Source organism: Atribacter laminatus, assembly GCF_015775515.1.
In the GTDB taxonomy this organism is placed as follows: Bacteria; Atribacterota; Atribacteria; order Atribacterales; family Atribacteraceae; genus Atribacter; species Atribacter laminatus.
Genome location: NZ_CP065383.1, coordinates 956,380 through 975,410, shown reverse-complemented (window position 1 = coordinate 975,410; position 19,031 = coordinate 956,380). Strand labels below are relative to the sequence as shown.

The 19,031-nt window shown below is 39.1% G+C and carries 16 protein-coding genes; 12 read left to right on the top strand and 4 right to left on the bottom strand.

Going from position 1 to position 19,031, the window contains the following annotated elements; translation table 11 throughout:
* Nucleotides 1-3 precede the first annotated feature (3 nt).
* From RT761_RS04570 to RT761_RS04540, 7 genes are all read left to right on the top strand, one after another.
* A complete protein-coding gene (locus tag RT761_RS04570; protein WP_218112894.1) occupies nucleotides 4-1,989 on the top strand; it encodes an LPS-assembly protein LptD in 1,986 nt (661 codons plus the stop codon).
* Between the two features lie 180 nt (nucleotides 1,990-2,169).
* Nucleotides 2,170-2,715: a hypothetical protein gene (locus tag RT761_RS04565; protein WP_218112893.1), complete on the top strand. Its 546-nt coding sequence runs from the start codon at nucleotides 2,170-2,172 to the stop codon at nucleotides 2,713-2,715.
* 425 nt (nucleotides 2,716-3,140) lie between these two features.
* A complete protein-coding gene (locus RT761_RS04560) occupies nucleotides 3,141-4,355 on the top strand; it encodes a clostripain-related cysteine peptidase (protein WP_218112892.1) in 1,215 nt (404 codons plus the stop codon).
* Between the two features lie 428 nt (nucleotides 4,356-4,783).
* A complete protein-coding gene (locus RT761_RS04555) occupies nucleotides 4,784-6,511 on the top strand; it encodes an S-layer homology domain-containing protein (protein WP_218112891.1) in 1,728 nt (575 codons plus the stop codon).
* 145 nt (nucleotides 6,512-6,656) lie between these two features.
* A complete protein-coding gene (locus tag RT761_RS04550; protein WP_218112890.1) occupies nucleotides 6,657-7,103 on the top strand; it encodes a bactofilin family protein in 447 nt (148 codons plus the stop codon).
* 535 nt (nucleotides 7,104-7,638) lie between these two features.
* Nucleotides 7,639-8,640, top strand: coding sequence for an AIR synthase family protein (locus tag RT761_RS04545; RefSeq protein ID WP_218112889.1), 1,002 nt, complete (start codon nucleotides 7,639-7,641; stop codon nucleotides 8,638-8,640).
* 649 nt (nucleotides 8,641-9,289) lie between these two features.
* Complete coding sequence (locus tag RT761_RS04540) at nucleotides 9,290-9,907, top strand: methyltransferase family protein (RefSeq protein WP_218112888.1); 618 nt, start codon at nucleotides 9,290-9,292, stop codon at nucleotides 9,905-9,907.
* Here RT761_RS04540 and amaP read toward each other — a convergent pair.
* Nucleotides 9,872-10,420 (bottom strand): alkaline shock response membrane anchor protein AmaP, encoded by a 549-nt coding sequence (amaP, locus tag RT761_RS04535; protein WP_218112887.1) that lies wholly within the window; start codon nucleotides 10,418-10,420, stop codon nucleotides 9,872-9,874. The two genes, RT761_RS04540 and amaP, sit on opposite strands and share 36 nt — an antisense overlap.
* Before the next feature lie 987 nt (nucleotides 10,421-11,407).
* Nucleotides 11,408-11,908 (bottom strand): GNAT family N-acetyltransferase, encoded by a 501-nt coding sequence (locus RT761_RS04530; protein ID WP_218112886.1) that lies wholly within the window; start codon nucleotides 11,906-11,908, stop codon nucleotides 11,408-11,410.
* Between the two features lie 152 nt (nucleotides 11,909-12,060).
* On the opposite strand from RT761_RS04530, the gene RT761_RS04525 reads away from it, so the two are divergent.
* The 5 genes from RT761_RS04525 (at nucleotide 12,061) to RT761_RS04505 (ending at nucleotide 16,809) form a co-directional block, all read left to right on the top strand.
* On the top strand, nucleotides 12,061-12,630 hold the full coding sequence (locus RT761_RS04525) for a hypothetical protein (RefSeq protein WP_218112885.1): 570 nt from the start codon (nucleotides 12,061-12,063) through the stop codon (nucleotides 12,628-12,630).
* A 466-nt stretch (nucleotides 12,631-13,096) separates the two neighbouring features.
* Nucleotides 13,097-13,900 carry a hypothetical protein gene (locus RT761_RS04520; RefSeq protein WP_218112884.1) on the top strand — a complete coding sequence of 268 codons (804 nt, stop codon included), beginning with the start codon at nucleotides 13,097-13,099 and terminating at the stop codon, nucleotides 13,898-13,900.
* Nucleotides 13,901-14,059: 159 nt separating this feature from the next.
* Entirely contained in the window at nucleotides 14,060-14,602 is a 543-nt protein-coding gene (locus tag RT761_RS04515) for a hypothetical protein (protein ID WP_218112883.1), read from the top strand.
* 198 nt (nucleotides 14,603-14,800) lie between these two features.
* The gene (locus RT761_RS04510) at nucleotides 14,801-15,253 is read left to right on the top strand and encodes a hypothetical protein (RefSeq protein ID WP_218112882.1); all 453 of its coding nucleotides are present in this window, start codon (nucleotides 14,801-14,803) and stop codon (nucleotides 15,251-15,253) included.
* Between the two features lie 119 nt (nucleotides 15,254-15,372).
* The gene (locus RT761_RS04505; RefSeq protein ID WP_218112881.1) at nucleotides 15,373-16,809 is read left to right on the top strand and encodes a PIG-L deacetylase family protein; all 1,437 of its coding nucleotides are present in this window, start codon (nucleotides 15,373-15,375) and stop codon (nucleotides 16,807-16,809) included.
* Between the two features lie 300 nt (nucleotides 16,810-17,109).
* Here the strand turns inward: RT761_RS04505 and RT761_RS04500 are convergent, their stop codons facing one another.
* Both RT761_RS04500 and RT761_RS04495 read right to left on the bottom strand, forming a co-directional pair.
* A complete protein-coding gene (locus RT761_RS04500) occupies nucleotides 17,110-17,751 on the bottom strand; it encodes a class I SAM-dependent methyltransferase (RefSeq protein WP_218112880.1) in 642 nt (213 codons plus the stop codon).
* Between the two features lie 61 nt (nucleotides 17,752-17,812).
* Nucleotides 17,813-18,712, bottom strand: a complete 900-nt coding sequence (locus RT761_RS04495; protein WP_218112879.1) for a GNAT family N-acetyltransferase — start codon at nucleotides 18,710-18,712, stop codon at nucleotides 17,813-17,815.
* Between the last annotated feature and the right edge of the window lie 319 nt (nucleotides 18,713-19,031).

Below are 19,031 nucleotides of genomic sequence, written 5' to 3'. Positions count from 1 at the left end.
CAAATGCGTCGTTTGATCTTGGTTTTCTTCTTTTTGATTTGTCTTCCATTTTCAGTTAATGCCGAAGAAAAAGCTATTGAACTGACTGGGGAACGCCTGACTTATCACGGTGATGGAGAAGAAATAATCGCCATCAACGGAAAATTGATCTATCAGGATACTATTTTGGAAGGGCAAAAAATTCACATCTTCCTTCAGAAAAAGCAATTAGAAGCTTCCGGAGATGTTGTAGTCACTGAAAATAAAGAACAATTTCATGCCAGTCAAGCTAATTTCAATTGGGATACCGAGAAATGGGAATTCTTCGATGCTTCATCAGAATTTACTGGAAGATCAATCGTTGGAAAAGTTTTTTTTCGGGGAAAAAATCTTACTCGTGAACCAGATCTAACCACTGTAGATGATGCATTCATGACTTCTTGTGATTTAGAAAAACCCCATTACCATATCGATGCTCAAAAAATTGAAATTATTCCGGATAAGAGAGTCATTCTTCACGGGATATCTTATTGGGATTTTGGATTTAAAATCTTTACTCTTCCGTACTATGTGATATTTCTCGATAGAAAAGAACAACTCCCATTTATCCCTATTATTGGACAATCCTCTTCATATGGTTTTTATGTCAATCTTTTTTTCAATTATTTCGTTAACTACGATTCCTATGGAACAGTTTATCTCGATTGGTACCAAAAAGATGGTTGGGGAATCGGAGTTCGTCACTACATTGAACGTCAGGACCCCTATGAAAAAGGCCAACTTTATGTCTACTATAGGGATCCAAGTGAATCCCAGAGCACACTGAAAGCCAATCTTCAATACCAAAAAAAACTTGACCAATACACCGATCTGACTTTCAACACCGATTATAATCTTCTCCTTGATGACCAAAAAGATACCATCTCCAGTCAGTTGGCCATACTTCACAAAAAAGGAAGGTCAACCACCCGGCTCAACCTTTCTTATAATTCAAATGCCAACAATGAAAATTCAAACTTAGCTTCATATCTCAATTACACCTATGACTTTGGAGATAAATTAATAGGAAATTTGATATTGGATTATAAAAGGCTTTCCCAATGGGGAAATTATATAGACGAAGACCTTAAATATCAGGCATCATTGCAAAAATCCTCGGGAAGCATGGTTTACACCCTCCGCTATGATGGGCATGCCGATCCAGAAGGCGATTTATTCACCGGTGATCCTGGCAGATATTTTTTTAAAACTCCTGAATTAGAAATTGCGGGAAACCGAACCCGAATTGGGAAATCTGATTTTTATTATAAAGCCAGTTTTATTGGAGGACACTATTACGAAGAAGAAACTAATGTCCGCGATGAGCGTTACCGGTTTCAACTTCAGTTAGATGGAACTAACCAATTTGGAGAAAATACCACCTTAAAACCTACGATAAATTTCATTCAGGATTTTTATGGAAATGGCTTCGCTCGTTATATCTGGGAAGGAAACATTTCGTTGACTCAATCGCTTTCTGACCAAGGAAAGATTTCTCTTAATTATAACCGAAGTGGTTATGACGGAGCGACACCATTTAAAACCGATTACACCACCAGAGAAACCAATTATGCTAGTCTAAGCGCCAGCTACAAAAGCAATTACTGGGAAATCGGAATTGAGTCTGGCTACGACTTTATGAATGAAGATTTTACCGATACCATATTTAGTTTGAAATATTATGAAAATGACGAGCATTCCATCGCTTTAAAGGGAAGCTATGATTTTGACACTGGAGATTGGTTGGGCTTGGCAATTGACACAACTTGGAGAATCAATAAAGATTGGAAGTTGTCGGTTGATGGAACCTGGAATCTTACCAACGGGAATCTCCAGGGCTTAGAAGTTGGGGTAACACGTGATCTTCATTGCCGAGAAATTACTTTTTTTTACGACAAACCCCGAGATACTTTCTGGCTCGAATATACCATAAAAGCTTTTCCTTCACAAAAAGTCACTTTGGGAGGATAAAGAAAACCATTAAAAGTCACCCGCTTGCTGATTTTGTTTTCCGCAGGGACGACTATTTATTGCTCGAGATGAATGGAGCAGCATGCCATAGCATGCTGAAAAATGGATTTTCATCTTTTTCTGATGCTACACTATAGCATGAACGTCTATCCAATTAATTGTTTATTAAGGAGAAAAATTATGAAAGGAAAGTTACTATTCATATTAATATTAGCTGTCTTGGCATTAAACATTATGACCACCGGCTGCGCCCGTGGTGACCAGCCAAGTTGGGGAGAAATAGGAAAAACCTTGACCGTTAGAGGGGTTATGAAAGGATTGGCTTCGTCGCAATATATCTATTATTTTGTTTTCGATACTGACGGCAATATTCTCACTGGTCCCAAAGCCGATCCGAACACCTGGGATAAATATTATGTTGCCCGTTATGACGGAGGCAATTTTTACTTAAAAAAGCCTGATGGAACTCAAATTTTCATCAATGATGCCAATACCATTGACACCACAGTAACAATGACAATCAATTTAGAAGAGCTCAATAGCCCAAATTCAATTGAATTCATGGCAGTAACGACTGATATACAGGGAAATGTTCTTGACTCGCTTAGTAACTATAGAGTTCTCAAAATACAATACCAGAGGTTTTTTTCTTTCACTGATACGACAGGCGAAACTAGCGAAGCAGGCGCTGATATTTCACGTGTAGAAGTTGAAGTACAGTTTTAATTGTATCCTATCTTGTAAATCCATTTGCGGGCTTCATCAAGCTCCTACAAAAGAATTAAAAATTGGAGGGATGCAATGTATTGCGCCCGATCTTTATATAATGTAGCGACATGCCATGGCATGTCGAATCTTGGGTTTTCACCCTCATCCTCAACTTCTCCCATCAAGGGAGAAGGAACTCTGACTCGTCATTGAGAGGAACGAAGTGACGCGGCAATCTATTGAGCTCAATTTTTTTTCTTCTCCCTTTGTCCAAAGGGAGAATGAGAGGGATTCGATTTTTACTCAGTCTTTCAAATCCCCCTAACCCCCTTTTCTAAAGGGGGAAATTCATTTGTGAAAAGACATTTTCGTCATTAAAAGACGCCAATATGCGGAATAAAGAACTATGCTATATAAAGCTTAGCAAATACCAGGAGGTTTTTTTGAATATTCATAAACAAAAAACACTAAAACCTAATATTTATTACTGGTTTATTGTTACTTTTAACCTTGTTTTTCTCGCCTTTATCCTCAATGGTTGTATTGGGTCAGTCGTTCCATCTCCTTATCAGGAAAAAATCAAAGCAAACTGGACGGTTATGGTATTTCTCAATGGTGATAATGACCTTGATAACTATGCCTTAGCCGATCTAAATTCGATGGAAATGGTGGGCTCATCCGATAAAGTAAAAATTATTGTTGAACATGACTCACTACGGGGACCGGCTATCCGTTATCTCGTTCGAAAAGACACCAATCCTATTCAAATTAACTCCGAGGTTCTTCAACAGTTAGGTGAAATTAACATGGGCGATGCGAATAACTTAGTTGAATTTATTCGCTATTGTGCACTAAATTATCCAGCCGATAAATATGCCCTCATCCTTTGGAATCATGGATCTGGTTTCAAAGGAAAAAATATTTCCTTTGATGAAACTTCATTGAACGATTCAATTTCAATCCCAGAACTGGGTCAAGCTTTAATGAATGCAAAATCTATCCTAAATAAACCAATCAATCTTCTTGGTATGGATGCCTGCTTGATGGCTATGGTAGAAGTAGCCTATGAAGTCCGAAATAGTTCAAATATTTTGGTTGCTTCTCAGGAAAGCGTACCCGGCGAGGGGTGGGATTATACCACCTTCCTGGATAGTTTGATCACTAACCCAACCATGAATGAAATCCAGCTTGCACAAATCATTGCCGATAGTTTTATCAATCAATTTCCTTCTCAAAATGTCAACATTTCTGTCTCTGATCTCAATAGAATGGATGAATTAGCGGCGGGCATTGGGCAACTATCCAGAGCAATTTTATTTGATAATCATACCTCTTCACAAATTTATACTGATATCGGAGATTCAAGCCAATATTTTAGCGATTTTGATCTTATCGATTTAGGCGATTTTTCTATGCTTCTTACTTCGGATAACCGGGTTCAATCATCTGAGACAAAAACTGCAGCTTTTTTAGTTAGCAACCTCCTCTCACAAGTTGTACTCTATAATAGAACCAATGGCCCTTATGTCGTAAATTCTCATGGTCTGAGCCTTTATTTTCCTTATGATTCTTATAATCCACAATACGAATTCCTCGCCTTCAATCGGGAAACGTCATGGAATCAAGTTATTCAAAAATTATCCGTCTTAAAAAAATAAATGTATTTTTTATTAAATTTGTATGAGGGGCTTTTCATTTTTTCAATAATTTGCTATGGTATTTTAAAAAGGTAGTTTTTCATTGTTGCAAAACTGAATATAAAGCGTTAGTTGTTTTTTTGTTATTTGCTTTTTCTCGTTTTTTTGCTTTTTTTTAACTTTTTTTTATAAAGTTGTAGTCTTTTTTGCTTTTTTATCGTATATTATTTGTGTATGCATGAAATAAGACGATCTCGTCCCAAACTCCAAAGGGCAATGAAAGGAGGTGCAACGAATTGGTAGGCCCAGGAGAGGAGACGAAGAGAGTAGCTGAAAGCCTGAAAAACAAGAGGGATCGAAAGAGGAAACATGGAGACTCTTGAATGACCCCTCCTTGGAAGGGCAGACAGCTCAATACAATCTAAGATAACTACCAAGGAGGCAATATCATGAAGAAACTGCTCATTGCATTTGTACTCGTTTTGGCTTTAGCTATTCCAGCTTTGGCCAATCCCTTTGTCGATGTGCCCTTGAATCACTGGGCATATGATGCCGTCCAAGTTCTAGCAGCCAAAGGCTGTGTCATCGGATATCCCGATGGGACCTTTGGTGGTAATCGGGCTCTGACCCGGTATGAATTTGCTCAAGCTGTGGCTCGTTGCTTGGCCTATATGGAACAGTATGTTGATGAAGCTGGTTTGGCCACTCAAGAAGACATTGCCATGCTCGAGAAACTGATCCAGGAATTCGCTGATGAACTGAAGAACCTCGGGGTCACCGTTGAAGACCTCAAAAGAGCTCTGGGTGAAAACAGCCAGGCCATCAAAGCCTTGGAAGACCGAGTTGCTCTTCTGGAAAAATACGCTGAACCAGTGAAAGTGACTGGTGATTTCACTGCTACTTACACTGCCTATTTCCCAACTGATACTGACAAAACCGATGCTGCTTGGGAAGATGAAACCAATCTCTACATCGCCGCCACCATCAATGACTACACCACTGCTGGAATCACCTTAACTGCAGCTAATTCACTCGGCTATGGTGATGCTCCAAACGTCACGGCCAATAATTTCTGGTTGATCTACCAGAAAGACGAGTGGTTCATTCAAGCGGGTGAAATTCGTCAGAACATGATTGGTCTCGGTTTGGTGCTCGGTGATTACCAACCGGATGATCCTGATGATGATCGGGATTATGACCTCGATTACGAAGGATTCTATGTCAGCTATACCCCAGAAGATAGCGATGTGTTGTGGAAAGCTTTAGGCGACCTCAACGAGTTCTATGCGGTTCGGGCTGAATGGGAACACGTTGGTGTGATGGCCACCTGGATGCCAGAAGGCACTGAGTTCTATAACGTCGATAGCGATCTGGTGGTCAGTGCTGATGTCTGGACCGACTTTGATGATTCCGATGTCATGCTCACCGTTGAAGGTGCCTATGCGGCTCTGTCCGGGGCTTATGGTGTGGCTGGAGAAATTGAAATCAAAGCCTCAGATGATGCCACCATCACCGTTGACGGTCACTACGTTGTCGATGGGTTCACTCCGGCTGATTCAGCCGTGACCACCAGCGCCTTTGCTGATGATGAAATGGGCTTTGGGGTCGGTGCCAGCTTCATTCTCTCCGGAGATGAAGAAGGCGACGACAGCTGGACCTTGGATCTGTCCTACGACTGGGCAGCAGCTATTACTACTGGCGACATGGTCACCAATGCTGTAGAAGGAACTGTGACCTATGTGCCCTTTGAAGCGGCCAAGGGTGAAACCGGAATCATTCACGGTTTGTATGACTTGATGGATAGTAGCTTCAAGGTCTATGGTGCTTACTTGAATTACCCACTCGATCTTGATAGTGAAAACAATGAAGCCTACTTCAGCGTGAGAGGTCAATACGATTCAGCCAATGCTGAAATCACCGCAGTGGGTGCTTTGGCGTATGAATGGATCGAAGAAAAGACCACCCTTACTGTTGAAGGTCGTTACGACAGCGTCACTCCTGCTGATGTCCAGCCCTGGAGCGCAATGGCTGAAGTAGCCTGGGAAATGGCTGACAAAACCAATCTGACCTTGTCTTACGAAATCGGGACCTGGGAAGATGAATATGACGATAATTGGACCGGGAATATTGTTGATAATGCTGGTACTCTTACCGCCGAACTTTCTGTCAGCTTCTAAACCTAGTATTTCCAGTAACTTCAAAACCCCTGGGGGGGTAACCCCCCAGGGGTTTTTTATTTTCTTCTCCCTTTTAATTATTTTATCTTCCTTATAGAGTCATAATCCATGGAATCAATGCCGTTATTATGCTAAAATCTCTCTCATGGACTGGAACAATTTAATCTGTACTTGGAGCGATAAAATCCGCTCCCAATCAAATCAACATTTTATTGAAACTGTTTTAAAAAAACATCCGGTTGAACTCTATCTACCGGAAGATACTTTTTTTGAAGGATCTATTCATGTTGAGGGCTTGATTCGTTTAGAAGGAAAGGTCAATGGAAAAATTCAATGTCCCATTGTTATTATTGCTGAAAACGCTTTGGTGACTGCAGAAATTGAGGCTAATTGCCTTTATATTGAAGGACATTTTCGTGGGATTGCTCGAGTCTCTTTTCTCTACTTATCTAAACTGGGTCGATGTGAAGGTAACATTAAAACGAACTGTATCTTCGTCGAAGAAGGCGCACGGATGCAATCCAAGGTTACTATTGAAAAAGGAGACAATCCACCCCAATCCGATTTAGTCACACCTTCTGAAAATCTATAATCCAGCTTTCTTTATAAAAATTTATTTATATTCGGAATATACCCTCAAGTTAGTTTTTAGCAGTAAATGAGGATAGGCCTTCATGCTGCTTAGTAGCACCAGATGAGGATAAAAATTTATACTCAAGAACCAATCTCCCCCTTTAGAAAAAAAAGGGGGGGGTAAGGGGGATTTGAATTTTTTCCTGTTCCGTCATTGCGAGGAGCGTAGCGACGTGGCAATCTCATTTAGTAATTTTTTATAATAATAAAAAGGCTAGATCCTCACGCGGGAAAGCACCGCTCAAGATGACGTATCACAATAATTCCTTCTCCCTTGATGGGAGAAGGTGAGGATGAGGGTGAAAACCCAGATTTAGAACCAAATTTGGTTTTAATAAATGAAAGCTTGAAGGTAATATTCAATTTTTCCCCTCACCTTAATCCTCTCCCACCAGGGGAGAGGAAAAAAGAAAAATGGGAGGAGATAAGGATCTGTGTGAAGAGAGCATATATGGATCATCACAATATTTATAGGAGAGAAAGTGTGATTTAAATTGGGAAAAATTAGTCCAGAAAAACTATTAGAACTGGTTTTCCCTTATCAAGGGAAAAAAAGAAAAGAAGTTATCTATAATGCCTCCTTAGGTCGTGATTGTGGGGTTGTAGACTGTGATGAAGACCTCATCGCACTCACCTGTGATCCCATTACCGGTACCAGTACTCATATCGGCTCATTCGCTGTTCATGTTGTAGCTAATGATTTAATTTGTGCTGGAGCCGAACCGGTTGGTTTATTGATCAGTATCGTTTTGCCTCCAAATTCCGATGAAAATCAAATCCAATCAATAATGAAAGATGTTGATTTAACAAGTAAAAAAATAGGTATAGCTGTTTTGGGAGGACATACTGAAATTTCTGACGTGGTCAATCGGACCTTGATCCATTGTTTCGGCATTGGTCGAGTCAAGCGTAATAATATCCCTGATGTCGAAAAGGTACGGCCAGGAGATACAATAATCATCACCAAAGGAGCCGGCATTGAAGGCACAGCTATTTTGGCCAACCTTTACCATGAACAACTCACCATTCAATTCGATCAAAGCTTTGTTCAAAAAGCTCAAGACTTCATTTCATTGCTTAGTGTAGTTCCTGAGGGAAAGATTGCCTTAAAACACAACCCCCATTGTTTGCATGATGCCACAGAAGGAGGCTTGCTCGGTGCCCTTTGGGAAGTCTGTGCAGGTCAGAATCTTGGTTTTATGGTTGAAGAAAAATCAGTTCCGCTTCGTCCAGAAACCAAAACAATAAGTGAATTTTTCCAGATTGACCCTCTGCGGCTCATATCAAGTGGGACATTGATCCTCTTTACGCCTCATCCTGACCCTTTGCTTGAAGACCTTGAAAAAGAATCAATTCCAGCTTTCCAGATCGGAACAATTACCGATTTGAAGGATAAAATTTTAGTTCGTGCCAATGGTGAAAATGAAATTATTGAATCCTGTCCTCAGGATGAACTCTGGAGGATTACCGAAAAATCAACCAATGTTACAATCTAAATTATTAGATGCGATGGTAGACCATCATGCTGCCCTACGATATCAGATGGTGAGATGAAATATCTATCTATAATCGTCATAGTAAGGAGCGTATTATGCGACGTGAGAATCTCATTTTGAAAAAAACCTCAAAGACGAGATCCTCACGCGGGAAAGCACCAATCCGGATGACGAATGAAAAGCACCCTCCCCGCCGTATAAACGGCACCCCTCCAAGGAGGGGAATTGTTGAATTCATTCCCCCATTGAGGGGGGATTTAAGGGGGGTGTGCCTTTTTCTTTTTTTGTTTATTCTTTTTTCACCAATATTGGTATTTTCAGGAGAGACATTGATACCAAACGTTGGTACCAGATGACAATGAAAATACCTATCCATAAATGAATTTCCCCCTTTAGCAAAGGGGGTTAGGGGGATTTGAGTTTTTTCCTGCTCGGTCATTGAGTGGAGGCTAACCGTCTTTTGGTTAGACGACGTGGCAATCTCATTTAGTAAAAATATTAAAAAATAAGGAAATAGATTGACATTGAGAGATCCTCACGTCGCATAAGGCGCTCCATAGAATGACGAGGAGTGTCGCTGGCGACGGGAGGGGTCAGGATTTTACAAATTATTGGGTTTCTCAGATAGCAATAAAATTGGAGGTTATATATGGAACGCAGTCTTTCCGCATCAGCAGAAAAGTTGGGAGCCTTTCTTTTCCCTTATCGAGGTATGATTTGGGGAATTACAGGGCTTCTGGTTTTTCTTTTTGCACAAGTAAAAACCACTTTTTTCATATCCGGTTTATTGACCCTCGCTATTGGAGAAATTTTCCGAATTTGGGGTGTTGGTTACATAAAAAATTACCGTGGTCCAATGTTTGAGGTTGCTGAACTCACTACAGCCGGTCCCTATGCCTTTGTCCGGAATCCACTCTATCTTGCTAATGGAATCATTGGAACTGGAATATCGCTTTTTTCTGGTTATATTTTTATGATTCCTTTGTTCTTTTTACTTTTTCTTCTTCTTTATCACCCAATCATATGCGCCGAAGAACAATTCCTCGCCAATAAATTTAAGGAAGAGTACATCAATTACTATCAAAAAGTACCACGATACTTACCAATATTTCGTCCTTATCCTCACCCTTTAGGGAGCTTTTCCTGGAATGTTATATTAATAAAAGAAATCCACACAATAACAACCTTATTAATCATATCAGTTTTATTTTACTTGAGAGGGTATGGGTTTTTAAGGATTCTCGACCGGCTTTTCCTGGGATTTTAAATCCACAAAGAGCTTGATATTTTTTACAATAATACCAGTTTGTCTTTCTATCTTTTCTCGAACCTTGTTCTGAACCATCGATGACAAATCTGGTACTGATGTATCTGATTTGACTTGAAGGTGAAGAAGGATTTGAGCTTCATTGCCTGCTTTGGTTATTTCAGGTTCAACGCTCACAACCTCATCAACATTACGCAATGCTTCTTTGGTTAAGGCTTTTAATGAATTGAAGGATATTTTAATTTCTCCCTCGGGCGTTTCGTAAACTATCGAGTTATCCATTTTTGGGAGTAGGAAACGGAGCAAAGCACATGCCAAAAATACGAATAAAACGGCCACCAATATTCCCAATATTTTAAAGAAAATATTTTGGGTAAAGAAAAGATAAAAAGATAAAAGCCATTGCTGGATAGTAATGAGAGATATCACATTGAAAATCATGACCACTACAAAAAACGCCACCAGTAAGGATATTATTGCTAAAATCAGGGCAAATAATTTTCCCCAAAACACTCTATACACCTCCCTTGCCTTTCTATCAATATTTATTATACCTTAAAACCAAGTGAGTGATAAATAAGCAGTTCACACTTTAACGGGCAAAATAAATGCCTCTCTGCCGTAAATAATTATCTTTTGTAGGGGCTTGGTTTTTTATGCCCGTAGATTTTCAGAATAGACCCTCATGCTGCTTTCGCAGCACCAGATGAGGATGAAAATACCTATTTAATCCGTCTTTATGAGGAGTAAAGCGACCTGGCAATCTCATTACTCTGTCATTCTGAGGAGCGTATTATGCGACGTAAGAATCCCATCTTTTAAAGTATTTGTAAAGAATAAAAAAACTTAAAAGGATGAGATCCTCACGCCCTCAAAAACGAGGGCTCAGGATGACGACTTTTTAAATATTAATTAGTGTATTTTCAGAATAGATAACAATAAAAATAGCTATTTAGCAATGAATTTCCCCCTTTAGAAAAGGGGGTGAGGGGGATTTGAGTTGTTACTACTCCGTCATTGCGAGGAACGAAGTGACGTGGCAATCTCATTTAGCTAATTCGTTATTCTGAGGAGTCCGGTGTTTTTTTGCCAAATATTATAAGAATCTCATTCATTCCGATTCCACAATTTCTAATTCCTACAAATAATAAAAGATGAATCATGAGATTGCCACGACCTCAAAAAATCAGGTCTCGCAATGACGACTCAAAGTTCCTTCTCCCTTAATGGGAGAAGGTAAGGATGAGGGTGAGAGTCTGGATTGAAATCCAAGTTTGGTATTTTTAAAATTATGACATGAAGGCAATATCCAATTTCCCCCTCACCTTAATCCTCTCCCACCAGGGGAGAGGAAAATAAAAAAGTAATGGAATTAGGCTGAGATGAAGGCGAATTCGACATGCCATGGCATGTCGTTACATTAAAAATTTTTTTTGGGGGATTGATTCAATATGCTTGTAGGCTTTTATATCAGATTCATGTTCGGTGAGGTTTTTCTAATCACAATATTTTCTGATAAATACAGATATCGACCCATTTACTAAATTTATATCCAGCTTCGGGCAGAATCCCACGACAAACAAAGCCTAGTTTTTCATGAAGCTTTATACTGGGAATATTCACCCTGGCAATGGTAGCTATTATGGAATGGTATTTTAAGGCTTGTGCTTCACTGACCAGACCATGAAGCAGGTCATATCCAATTCCTCTTTGCCGATATCCCTGGCGGACATAAATTGAATCGGAAACAGTATATTGATAACCTTCCCTTTCCGAATAAGGAGAAAGACTCGCCCAAGCAACTATTGATTCATCTTCCTCAGCAATAAGAAGAGGGTATTTTTCTCCATGTTTTTCAAACCATTTCTTCTGGTCATCAAGCGACCTTGGATAGAGATGAAAAGTCGAGAAAGTGTTAACTACAGCCTCGTTATAAATTTCAGTTATCCCGGGAAGGTCATCAACCCGGGCATTTCGTATGATTATCGTTTTTTTGTCCATATCGCAGAATATTGTATTCTTTTTTTTAAAAAAAATACAATGCCAATCGTCTAAATCCTGTATTTTTTCTTTTTTTCTGTGTCCTCTTATAGCCTGAGATATAACTTTCCCCTATAATATATTCATGATCCCATATATAAAAGGAGGAAAAAATGAAAAAAACTTCTGTTATTTCATTAGTTTTAATTTCAATGATTTTCCTTTTTTCTCTTACGGCTTTGGCTCAGAACGAAGAAGAATTACTTCAATCAGCCCTCAGCTCTTATCAAGCCGGCGACCTCAACGCATCACAGGAAGCCCTTGAAAAAGCCCGCTTGTTGCTCTGGAATGAAGCTCCGATGAAAATGGTCAACCCGGTTTTTACCGATGGGGAGGCCCAAAGTTACGGCTATTATACCAAAAGGCTCTCCAACTTCTTTGCCGCTGATGAAAGCTTATTTGTTTATGTTGAACCAAAAAATTATACTATCCGTGAAGAGGGTGGAGCTTTCCATATTTATTTCACCGTAGATTTTAACGTTTATGGCACCGAAGGTAACTTCATTGGTGGTCAGGAAGCTTTTTCTGATTTCCGCTATGTAACCTCCAGCCCGGTTTTTGAGGTCTTTTTAGTCACCACACTTGACTTCGACCTTGAACCGGGAGACTATATCGTAGAAATCATTTGTCGTGATAAATTTTCCGATAAAAAAGCCAGTTTTAACCTGCCTTTCAAGAAGTGAATTGTATGTAGCATCATTCTATAGCACAGCGACATGCCATGGCATGTCGAATTCCAGTATTTCATTCTTATCTGGTTTCATAAAGTGTTATGAAGGTCTATCTTTTAAAAATTTCATTATTTTACCTGAATAAATTATTTTCTCTTGAAACTTTCCTTTCTCCCTTTCGTAGTATATAATTGAATCACTTGTGGGGAAGGACGTGAGCAACTCAAGTAACCCTGAGGTCGACAGGGAAGGGTAAGAAGCGAATTATCAGCACTTATTTGCCCGTTTGGTGTTAGGATCGTCTGGTAAGCCGGGTGGAGCGAAACTTAGGAAAGCTCCTCCGCCTCAACCGAGGAGAAGGCTTATTCCGAGAGGTTTCCCAATATTTCGTTACTTCGAAATACAAATTTGAAGGAGGTTTTCAAACCAAATGAAAAAGAATTTATGGATTCTTTTAGCACTTGCAGCTTTAATCGCCATGTTTGTCATCGCCGGTTGTGCGCCGAAACCAACCCCAACCCCAACTCCAACTCCAACCACACAACCAACCACACCACCAACCGATGCCGATTGCCCGAAAGTAGTCAGCACTGATGTATACACAACTTATGATGCTACAGGGTGTGATAGCGGTTGTACCGCCTGTGGAACTTGTTCTAATCCTGATCCATGTGCTGCATGCAATGGAGAAACAGTAACTGGTAATGTTTATTCAAACTGTTGGTGCGAAATCGGTGAAGAAGGTGTAGTGCCAACATGTGATGCAAGTACTGGTACTTTCAAGATCGTTATCACTTTTGACGAAAACATCGACCCATTAGCAAGTTCATGTGTTTACAATCCTTCTAACTGGACAATCAAAGTTAAAAATTCAGGACGTCTTGTAAGTGAACTTATTGCATCTCCATATAATGTTGAAGTTGATGGCAATAAAATCATCGTAGATGCTTCTGTTCTTGAATGTGGAACAAGAGAAATTCCTGATTGGTGCAATACTTGTGAACCAGTAGTATTTGATTATTACTTCTGTGGTTTAATTTGCAACCTTGAAGAAGCTGCTTGCTACGCAAATACTGTTAATGGTCTAAGAACAGCAGCTCCGTACGGCTTAGTTGCGGCTCCAACCGTTGCAGATGAAATTGTTTGGGAACTCAGTGGTGGCTGTGTTGTCAGTGACGAACTTGGAAATTGGTGCTGTGGTTTCAGCGGTTCGGATTGCTGTGTAGAACCGATCTGTGAAACCTGTGAACCTTGCCCAATCGGATCATCTGCTTGCTTGTAAGGTTTGCTTAGCTTTTTATCAAAAAAACCTGGGTTTTGAAACCCAGGTTTTTTTTATTCATTAAACTTTTAAGTTCGTACTTTCATTTTGTTTCATTTTTGCTCCTGATTAATTAAGAGCCATTTTCTAAAACAATCATAAAATATTGGAGTAATTTTTATGAACGTCCAAATCAAAATATTTTTATGTCTTCTGTTTTTTTCTTTTTTAATTTTAATTCCCGGTTGTGAATTGCCCTTTTTATCTCAACCAACCACAACCCCACCTATTACTCCAACACCTGAAACTATAGCCCCACAAACAATTGACATCGATTGTCCCGAAATACAATCCACAACAGCTATGGCTATTTATAGTCCTGATTATGACGCCAATCTCATGGTATTCATAAACTTTGATGAAGAAATCGATGAAACCAGCAGTGGCTGCATTTTCAATCCGTGTAATTGGAAAGTAAGCATCCCCTATCCAGATGGTGAAGTCTTTGGTGATGTGGCTAAAGTCGTATTAGAGGGTAAAAAAATAATTCTATTTGTTAATATCTCCCATTCGGAAAGTTATCCAATACAATGGCGATTGTCTAATCTATGTGCTATTTCTGATGTCTATTCTAACTGGTGTTGTGGGTATAGTGATATAACCTGTGATATTATTTATCCTCCTTCTTGTCCAACTTCTTCAACATCCTGTCCTTTGTACTAATTTAATAAACATGGTTAAAAGCAAAGAAGAGAATAATACTAAGAAAGAGTGGGGAAAAATTAAATTTTTGTTTTAAAAAACAAAAAAGCCAAGACCAATAAAAGAGCAAAACAACTCTTTTATTGCAATGGATATCCACAAAAAAGCAAGCTCTTTATTAAAATAACCAGTAAAAATCTCATTCACGGAGGGTCAATTATGAGCATAAAAATTTATGAAAAAAAATGCTATTTTACTTCAATCATGGGCTTTCTTTTAATACTTTTTCTTATTCCCGGCTGTACTTCATTTGTTCCGACAACTGATGGAGGCTTGATTACCCAGGTCATCAAACAGTACTTCCAGGCGATCAATAATGTCGATCGAGAAAATGCATTGAGTTGCACGATTCCTAATGAAGCAGCTTATGAAGCAACAAATATGTTCTTTGATAACAAAGTCCCCATAGCTGAACAAAAAAATACTCAATATGTATATTCTTATGAAATAAAATCCATAACCATAAACGGTGATTCGGCAAAGGTTAATTTGAATTATTCATTCCGATTGATCGGGTTTGACGAAATGTCTTCACCAACCTTTAATGGTGAATTTGCTCTCAAGAAAATTAATGAAATCTGGCTACTTGATACAGCTCCGTTAGCCAGTTAAATCTTTTATCAAGATTATATTTAACCTCCGATTATAGATTTTTTTCAAGTACGTTTGTTTATCTCAGTTTTTTTACATGCTATAATTTTTTCCATGCTGAACATTGAAGCTATAAACCAATGAGTGGAAAGCCGAAGAGTCGTTTACGTCGAGTCGTCAAAGCGGTCATAACAATGATCTGCATCTTAATCGGTTCATTCTTTCTGGTTAAAATCCTTCCTTTTAATTCGGTTTTTTCTCCTTTTTTTCGCGTTTATTCTAAAGTCTACACCAAACTAATTGAACCCTTGATTGAAGATTCCGAGCGGATTCTCATTTTTGCCCCTCATCCCGATGATGAAACTTTAAGCTGTGGGGGAACCATTCAAAAAGCACTCTCTCAAGGGAAAACCGTAAAGGTGGTTTTTGTTACTTCGGGAGATAGCTTTGGTAATGATTATGAAATGATCCATACATCCAAAGATTCTCCTAAAGGTGTGACCCTTGGTTACCTCCGTCAAAAAGAAGCCTTAGAAGCAACTGCAATTTTGGGGTTAGCGAAAGAAAACGTCATTTTTTTAGGGTATCCTGATCGCGGTTTAGAGAGAATGTGGTGGATTTATCGAGATTATGAACATAGTTTCCGTTCGCCCTATACTCAAACCGACAAATCGCCCTATTTATCAAGTTATACCCTTTCAGCATCTTACTGTGGTGATCAGGTCATAAGTGACATACAGGATATTTTGGAAACCTTCCAGCCTCAAACTATTTATCTTCCTCACGCTTCGGACCTCCATACTGATCATCGGGCTAATTATAATTTCGTTAAGGAAGCTTTTGAGCGTCTACGGCAAAAAGGTTCCAGCTGGATTGATGATGCCAAAATCTATCTCTATCTGGTCCATTTCGGCCGAATGAAATGGCCTCCACTCTGGGGGTATGCACCTCATCTCCGGCTTTACCCTCCTTCTCAATTAATGTCAACTCGCCAATGGACTGGTTTTGAACTAACTCAGGAAGAAATCAGTAGCAAAAAGAAGGCTCTTGATCAATATCAGAGCCAAAAGGAAATTAGAGAATCTCTTCTGGCCTTTGTCAAAATCAATGAGGTTTATGCTATCGATACTGATTATTATCTACCTCAAAATGGAAAGGCAACAATTTTAGATGAAAGAGGCGAGTTTGCTCTCCCCAAACTGGTTGGAGGTGGAGATATCAAACAAATGGAGGTTGTCCGAAAAGAGAATAGTATCGTTCTCAAACTTCATTATGACTCTGGTATACCGCTACGGGTTCGGTATCGTTTTTTCTTGATCGGGTACAGTGAGGGTGAGGTAGTTTTTCGAGAAAGTTATATGCTCTTTGACAAAAAACGCCCAGTTCGTATTCAAGGTGATTATCTATCCTCTTTGCCAATAGTCACCAATGGGAGAGGGTGGGTGGCTTTAACCTTCGATTTCGATCACCGTCCTTTCCCGGAATCTCTTTTCCTCTGTGCCGAATCGTCTATCCCCACCAATTTAATGCTTGACCGCCTCCCCTGGAGCATGGTCATCATGGAGAATGTGGAATAAAAACCGATGAGGGATACTTTTTTCAGTCATTCTGAGGAGCGTAGTGTGCGACGTGAGAATCTCATCCTTTATAATATTTATGAAGAATAAAAAAACCTTAAAAGATGAGATCCTCACGCGGGAAAACACCGCTCAGGATGACGGAGAAGGCTTGTGAGATTGCCACGTCACTCCATTTTTCGCCATGATGTAAAAATATTCCTTCCTTAAGAACTTTATAGCTTTTCCTTCTCCCCCTCAGTCTTTCTTGATGGGAGAAGGTGAGGATGAGGGTGAATTTTTCTGTTTATTGCTCACAACTCACTGCCTTTTCAGAAGAGTAATTATGTAATCCCGGTGGGGATGGTGAGTGACTTTCTCAGATACTTCTTGAAATCTGTTATTCTCTCGGAAAATATCATGGATGATTTTTCCAGAAGGATAAAAATGACAGAGGAGAAGGTAACCTCCTGGTCGTAAATGGCGGTAAAACTTTTCCTCCAGTGGCAAGAGAATATTTTTCCCACCCAGGTAATAGAGAATCTCCGAAGCTAAAACCAGGTCAAAGGTTCCATCTATATCCTCTCGAGTGATATCCAGTTTTTGCAGATGAATTTTATCACCAAAGTCTTTGAATCTCTCCTGGGCTCTCAATAAAGCGGTTTCCGAAATATCAACACCAAAAACTTCTTTACCTTTGCTTAAAAGAAGCTGAGTAAATAACCCTTCGCTACATCCTACTTCCCAAATCGTTTGGACATCACTGGGAATTAACTCAAGGGTTTTTTGGTATTTTTCTTTTTCAAATTCGTAGTTTTCATAATTCCATGGATCTGGTTTCTTTTTATAAAGTTCTTCGAAATGTTTTTCATTAAAATAAAGCTGAAGAAAGGGAGTAAGCAGTCTCCATCCTAAATTCTCCAAATTTGATTTGGTACGCCGCAATAGGTCGTTAAATTTCATTTTTTACTTGTTCTTCCTTTCTTCATTCATATGTATTTAAGTAATTTTATATTGCTTATTCTTAAAAATAATCTGGAACGGGAAGATAGAGACGATTTATATCAATATCCTCGTAAGGTTTAACCATCACAGTATCTTTATCATCCTTGTTGGCTTCCAACCTTAAATAATTAATCACCGGCAAAGGCAAATCGAGATGAATATTTTTTCCGAGTTGATAAGCCCAATTATGGAGAAGCGCTAACAAGTCTTTTTTATCAATATTTTTATCCCAAATTATTTCAAAAACCTTAAAATTTTCCTCTCTATCCAATCCATAGAAAATCGCCGATTGACCAATTTCATTCCTCAAGAGAAACCAATCCGCTTTTTTCCCATTATAATTAAACATCGAACTCCACTGGTTCCATTCCTTCATACCCTTCATATAAGCCAAGTTACGGAGGGGAGCAATAGCCTGAAAATCCTGGTAGAAAGATATATATAAATCGAGTATGTTTTCATAAGGTATATTCTGGCAAGTAATAGGGTATTTGCCAGTGGTTGAAGGCTCAATAACTCCCTCATATTTACCTATCTTTTGAAATCCCCATCTTTTATAATATTCAGGAATCTTGGTTACTAAAATAATGAATTCGAAATTTTGGACTTCGGCTTTTTTTAAAGCCTTTTCCATCAGTTGACCAGCCAATCCCTGTCCTCGAAAACTTGGATTAGTCGCAACGTTAGCAATCCCAGCCGCAAGAATCGTTCTTTTACTGTCTATAAAGAGACGAGGAAGGCACCAAAGGGTTGCAATAGTTTGATTTCTATTTTTGATTGAATAAATATTATTGGGGTGGAAAAATGGGTCATATTTAAGGAAGTCATAATAGTATTTTTCATCATCTTGTGGAAAGATCTTTTTTAAGAATTCGGCATTTTCCGAAAAGGTGGTATAGGTTTCACGAATTATTTCCATGCAAAGAACCCTTATTCTTATTTTTTTATACCAATTATACTGTATTAAAGAATTCTATTTTGAAGTTTTTCGTCAATATTTTATTTTGAGGTTTAAAAGATAGACGTTCATGCTACCTAGCTGCACCAAATGAGGATGAAAATAACTATTCAGAAATCAATCTCCCCCTTTAGAAAAGGGGGTTAGGGGGATTTGAGTTTTTTGAGAACCAATCGAATCCCTCTTAATCTCTCTTTAGCCAAAGGGAGAGGAATAAAAAGATTAAGCTCATGAGATTGCCACGTCACTACGTTCCTCGCAATGACGAGTCAGAGTCCCT